Origin of the sequence: Mesorhizobium sp. M5C.F.Cr.IN.023.01.1.1 (assembly GCF_003997585.1) — a bacterium.
GTDB classification, from domain to species: domain Bacteria; phylum Pseudomonadota; class Alphaproteobacteria; order Rhizobiales; family Rhizobiaceae; genus Mesorhizobium; species Mesorhizobium wenxiniae.
In genome coordinates this window covers 1-5,359 of the sequence record NZ_RZSU01000200.1, presented here as the reverse complement: position 1 = coordinate 5,359, position 5,359 = coordinate 1, and the positions used below count along the sequence as shown (strand labels likewise).

The following is a 5,359-nucleotide window of genomic DNA, read 5'->3' as shown; positions in this document are numbered from 1 at the left end:
CGGTGATGAAGGTCTTGGCGTCTGGCATGCGAGCGTGGATCCAGTCGGATTCGGCTTTCAGATCCTCAGCGTCTACCTTTGTGTGGTATTGGCCGGTGGGATCCGGCTCGTCGACGAGAAAAAACCCATACACCTTGGGATTGCCAAGGAAGGGGGTGACTTTGTCGATAAAGGACTGGGTCACGCCCTCGCCCTCGTTGAGCCAGACCATAGCCTTCATGCCATCCGGCAGCTCGTTGACCTGGTCGATGGTTTGAACGTCGACCAGATTGAAACCGGCGCTTGCGACTTCCGTGGCGGACCCACCTGCTGCGAAATGAAGTGCCATTGATAATCCTTTTTTCTTAGCGCCCCGCGGTGCCTGCCTACTCGACGGCGTATATTAGCGCCAAATCACATACCCGCACCCCTCTGATAGATTCGTTGATCACCAGCAGGATCGCCTCACGGAAGCAGAATTTTACTTAGGATGACCGCGATATCGCCAAGTAAAATTCCATTATATCATCGTATACATTAACCACGTCATTCAAATAAATTGTCCCGTTTTGCCAGAATGATCTTTAACATTGCTTACATGTGATCCTCCTTCGATAGAGATTTCCTGTCGAAAATTTTGCCTTTCAATAAAATTATATATGGCGTCGAAGCCGGTATTTCGCGAAGATGCCGTGGTGATGCTGACCGCTGAAGTGGCGCCACAAAAGTCGGATTTTAACTGCCGGCAACTAGAGTCCGTGAATAGAACGGCAACCAGAATAGCTTTTCTGTACAATATACACTTACCTGCGAGCAATCTGACTGCGTTAAGCTAAGTGCTGAGCCAGGCCATGTTGTCTGGCGTCGCAACCCAATTTTCTGTGGACAGTGGGCAGGTGCTCGCTCATAACGATGTCATCCGCCGACGACATTGCCGACATCGGAGATGGTCGAGCTAGGTTACCTGCTGGTCGCAGGCAGAATCTACCAGGGGCGGAACTGACTGAGATGCGGTTCAACCAGCGTACTGAGGCACCGGCCCACGATCGGGACGATGCTCAGGCTGGCGACGCCACAGACCGACCCAGACTGAGGTGACAACGGACGGTTATCGGAAGCCCAGTCCCTGATTGCCCCGCCCGCCGGCGAATGTGCCCGCAGGATTTTTCCTCAAGTTCGACGTGCAAAACGATCCCGCCACACCCCTCATTGCGCAGAAGGATATGCGCGTCGAGGAGGCCCGCAATACGGCCTCGGTAGCACACCCTGTGCAGGTCCTTGGCGTGGATTGCCTCGCCAAGTCGGCGACTTAGCTGCCTGATGCTCGCAAGGCCTTGATCCAAATGCGGTTTGCGTCATGCAAACAGACGAGGACAGTAGGCAAGCCTGCCCGTACCGTGACTTGGCATCCATACACGCAGAAGAAGCGATACCAAGATCATGAAGGCAGAGTCAAAAGCCCGCCACTTCCCGCGATTCGGGGACGGCACATGGTCGGGAGAGGCAGGATGAACCCGCATCTCGTGTGTGTGGGAGGCGAGGATCACGCCTTAAGAATTCCGTTCCTGATGTCGCTTCGCGAAAGGGGTTTTCGGGTCACTGCAGTCTCGAGTGGCGGTGAAACCGCGTTTTCGCGGCATGGCATTCCGCATCACCGCTATGGTTTCGACCGATTTGCCAGCGGCGGCAGCGGGGAGTGGGGCGCCATCCGAACTATTCGAAAATTAATGTCGGAACTGCGACCACATGTTGTCCAAAGTTTCGACACCAAACCCAACCTGCTGACGCCACTTGCGGTGCGCGGGAAGGCTCCAGTCATCCGCACGATCAATGGTCTGGGCTGGACATTCTCGTCGCATGAGCCACGGGCTCTGGCCCTGCGTCCAATCTTTTGCGGACTGCAATGGCTTTCGTCCTTCTGGACGGCTGCGACGGTCTTCCAAAATCGGGACGATCAGGCTTTCTTTGAACGCTATCGACTGATCCGACGCGGTAGCGGGCGGCTGATCCGCAGTTCTGGAATCGACGTCGATGCGTTCGCCATGGCAAGGCATCTTGCCCCGTCGGCGATGAAAATGCGCGAAGAGCTTGGGCTCCAATCCGCTGAAGTCGTAATTTTTGTCGGCCGGCTGACCCGCCAGAAGGGTATCCCGACACTCCTCAAAGCAGTCCCGCACATCCTGTCCAAAAGGCCCAATGCGCGTTTCGTGCTTGTCGGCCCATGGGAATCCGAAGGGCCATTTGCCGTCGACAAATCGGACATCGATCGATATGCCCCCCATGTCATCGCCTTAGGCCCACGGCGCGATGTTCCAGCCCTTCTTGGCGTGGCCGATCTGTTCGCCTTTCCAACACAATATCGGGAAGGGATCCCGCGCGTCCTGCTCGAGGCAGGACTGGCGGGATTGCCCATCGTCGCCTCAAGAATGCCTGGCTGCAATGACGTGGTTGAAGACGGATGGAACGGCTATCTCGTCCCACCGCACGATGCTGATGGACTTGCGTCTCGAATAATAGACATCCTGTCCGACCGCGGTCGCGGAAAGATCATGGGCGGTCGTTCCGTCGAACTCGTCCGGGAGCAGTTCGCGCTGCCGTGGGTCGTAGACCAGTATTGCGATCTGTACAAAAATGTCCTGAGCGCCAAATCCCACGGCGGTCTCGCTCGACCGGCGTCCTCGATCTTGCTTGAAGAGGATGCCGCAAACCGCGGACCGGGTGGAGCGCGCCGATGATCCGGAACGCGTTGCTGGCTGGCGGCATTGCGATGGGCTATGCAGTGCAGATCAGTGTTCCGGGGATGCCCTTCGGATATACCGAATTGTTCCTATCGCTCTGGATCATGCTGTCGATCGGGCGAGTAGTCGCGGGTGGTCCCCTGGAGGCCACGCCGGCCCTTTTCCGCCTTGCGACCTTCTGGCTGATCATGACGTTTGCTCTGGGGGTCGGTGCCATTGTCGGCTTGCTGACCACGGCGGTTCTGGACCTCTCGGCGCCGATTCACGACATAATGGCCTACATGCTGTTGGCCAGCGTTACCTGTCTGGCCGCCGCGGAGCCCGACGCTCATCGCCAACTGCGCCGCACTGCCTGGTGGGCGATCGGGATAGTGAATGCATGCTTTGTCTTTCAGCTGGCGCTTGGGTGGGGTTGGATCCACCAATCCGGCGTCAATCCCTGGTTCTGGGATCGCTTCACCGGCTGGTCCGAGAATCCGAACCAACTTGCGCTCTATTGTGCACTTTTTGGCCCCCTGGCCCTACATCTTGCGACGACCACAAGCAGTCCATGGGGAAGGTTGTTTGGGTTCAGCAGCCTGGTACTGACCGTCTATGTCGGAAGGCTGACAAGGAGTGATGCCTATCTTCTTACAAGCGTCCTGACCGGCCTGATATTTCTGGGGCTGCGGGTTCGGACATGGCTCACGACCGGTGACAAGGGCAGCGTTTCCCGGCAAGTCGCGGTCCTCTTGATGCTCGGCTTCCTCCCCCTGGCGATGTCGATGACGCCCTACGTGCTCAGGGACCTGAGCAGCGTCGAAAATTTCGCCAAGAGCCTCAGCAAGGGGAGGGGCGGGGAGGAGACCGTCGAAACCGCTGAACTTCGCGTCAGGCTCTGGGGAAACGCAGTCTACAAGGGCGTGACGTCAGCGTCTCTTGGCCTCGGTCCTGGCCCGCATGTGGACCGCCCCTCCGTCTACTATCGGCAGTTTCTGCCCGAACCTTTCGAGGCCCACAACACGATCCTCGATCTGTACACTCAAGGTGGTCTGATTGCGCTCCTCGCCCTGTTTTGGATCGTCGGCTCGGCCGCCATGTCAGCATGGCGTGCGAAGCTCGACGCGCTTTTTGCGCTGGTGGTGGCGATCATGATTTACGGGTTTCCGCACCTGATCATCCGCCACCCGATCGTTTGGTTTGGGCTGACCCTTTGCCTTGTTGCCGGAACGCCGCGAGCAGTGTGGGCTACTTCCAGTGAAACTTCCAGGGACTTGGGGTGACGGGATGTGTGGGGTTGCCGGAATCCTTCTTGCGCCCGATGCGGCTAGAGCGAAGCCGCTGAGGGCAATAGCGCAAATGACGACAGCTCTTCGTCACCGTGGGCCTGACGGCGACGGCTTCTGGACAGATCGTAAAGCCGGCGTTGCCTTCGGCCACAGGCGTTTGGCCATCGTCGACTTGTCCGAGGCGGGACACCAGCCGATGCATTCGGCGACTGGCCGATATACCATCACCTTTAACGGCGAAATATACAATTTCCAGGATCTGCGCCGCGAACTTGAAGACGCGGGTCATCGTTTCCGCGGCACCTGTGATACCGAAGTCATGCTGTGCGCGATCGAGAGTTGGGGGCTCGATACCGCACTCACTCGCTTCGCCGGCATGTTCGCTTTTGGATTGTGGGATATGAAGACGAGGACCCTTCATCTCGCCCGCGACCGAATGGGCAAAAAGCCGCTTTACGTTGCTTCAACACGCGATGCGCTCGTTTTTGCCTCCGAGTTGAAGGCGATCAACGGCTTTCCAGGCTTCCGTCAGGAACTCGATATCGATGCCGCCACGTCGATGCTGTCGAGGGGATGGGTACCGGATAACAAGTGCATCTGGCGAGGCGTGTTCAAGCTGCCGCCCGGCTCAGTCCTGTCAGTGACGGCCGCAGATTTCGCTGAGGCCCGCAGTGTCGCGTCGCTTTCGCATCGCATCCGATACTGGTGGTCGCTGGCCGAAGTCGCCGCGAAAGGTCGGCAGGAACCAATTGTCGGCACTGACGAAGAACTGACGGATCAGCTCGACGGCCTGCTACGACTTGCGGTCCGGGAACGCATGAACGTTGACGTGCCGCTGGGCGGCTTTCTATCCGGTGGTGTCGACAGCTCCGTCGTTGTAGCCCTGATGCAGGCTCAATCCACAAAACCGGTGCGTACGTTCACGGTCGCTTTCGGAGAGGGCGGGTTTGATGAGGCTCCCCATGCTGCGGAGGTCGCCCGGCACCTGGGCACCGACCATACCGAACTTCACCTTTCTTGCGCGACCGCGCGCGAGGTCATTCCAGAACTGCCGCAGATCTGGGACGAGCCGTTCGCCGACGAATCGCAGATACCAACTCTGCTCGTGGCGAGGCTCGCTCGCCAGCACGTTACGGTGGCTCTGACGGGCGACGGTGGCGACGAATGCTTCGCTGGCTACGCTCGCCATCTCATGGCAGCCCGAGCGAGACGACAGCATAGGCTGCCGTCGCCGCTGCGTCAGGCGCTTGCGGCCGGTGTTGGATTGCTGGCTCGTGCAGCCCGTCACGATCGCGTCAGCAAGCTGCCGCTTTCGGCGCATGCACGGCATGCGCTGCGGAGCGACCGGTTGGATCGCCTGGCTCGGCTGCTCGC

3 protein-coding genes and 1 pseudogene are annotated in these 5,359 nt (G+C 58.7%); 3 read left to right on the top strand and 1 reads right to left on the bottom strand.

What is annotated here, in order from left to right:
- Nucleotides 1-328: pseudogene (locus EOA78_RS34955) on the bottom strand (calcium-binding protein); the annotation flags it as partial.
- A 1,159-nt stretch (nt 329-1,487) separates the two neighbouring features.
- Between EOA78_RS34955 and EOA78_RS34950 the strand changes: the two are divergent.
- The 3 genes from EOA78_RS34950 to asnB form a co-directional block, all read left to right on the top strand.
- Nucleotides 1,488-2,714 carry a glycosyltransferase family 4 protein gene (locus tag EOA78_RS34950; protein WP_127320224.1) on the top strand — a complete coding sequence of 409 codons (1,227 nt, stop codon included), beginning with the start codon at nt 1,488-1,490 and terminating at the stop codon, nt 2,712-2,714.
- The gene (locus EOA78_RS34945; protein WP_127320222.1) at nt 2,711-3,979 is read left to right on the top strand and encodes a polymerase; all 1,269 of its coding nucleotides are present in this window, start codon (nt 2,711-2,713) and stop codon (nt 3,977-3,979) included. Before EOA78_RS34950 ends, EOA78_RS34945 begins: the two co-directional genes overlap by 4 nt.
- 4 nt (nt 3,980-3,983) lie before the next feature.
- Nucleotides 3,984-5,359 (top strand): asparagine synthase (glutamine-hydrolyzing) (gene asnB, locus EOA78_RS34940; protein WP_127320226.1); only part of this gene is annotated, 1,376 nt, incomplete at its 3' end.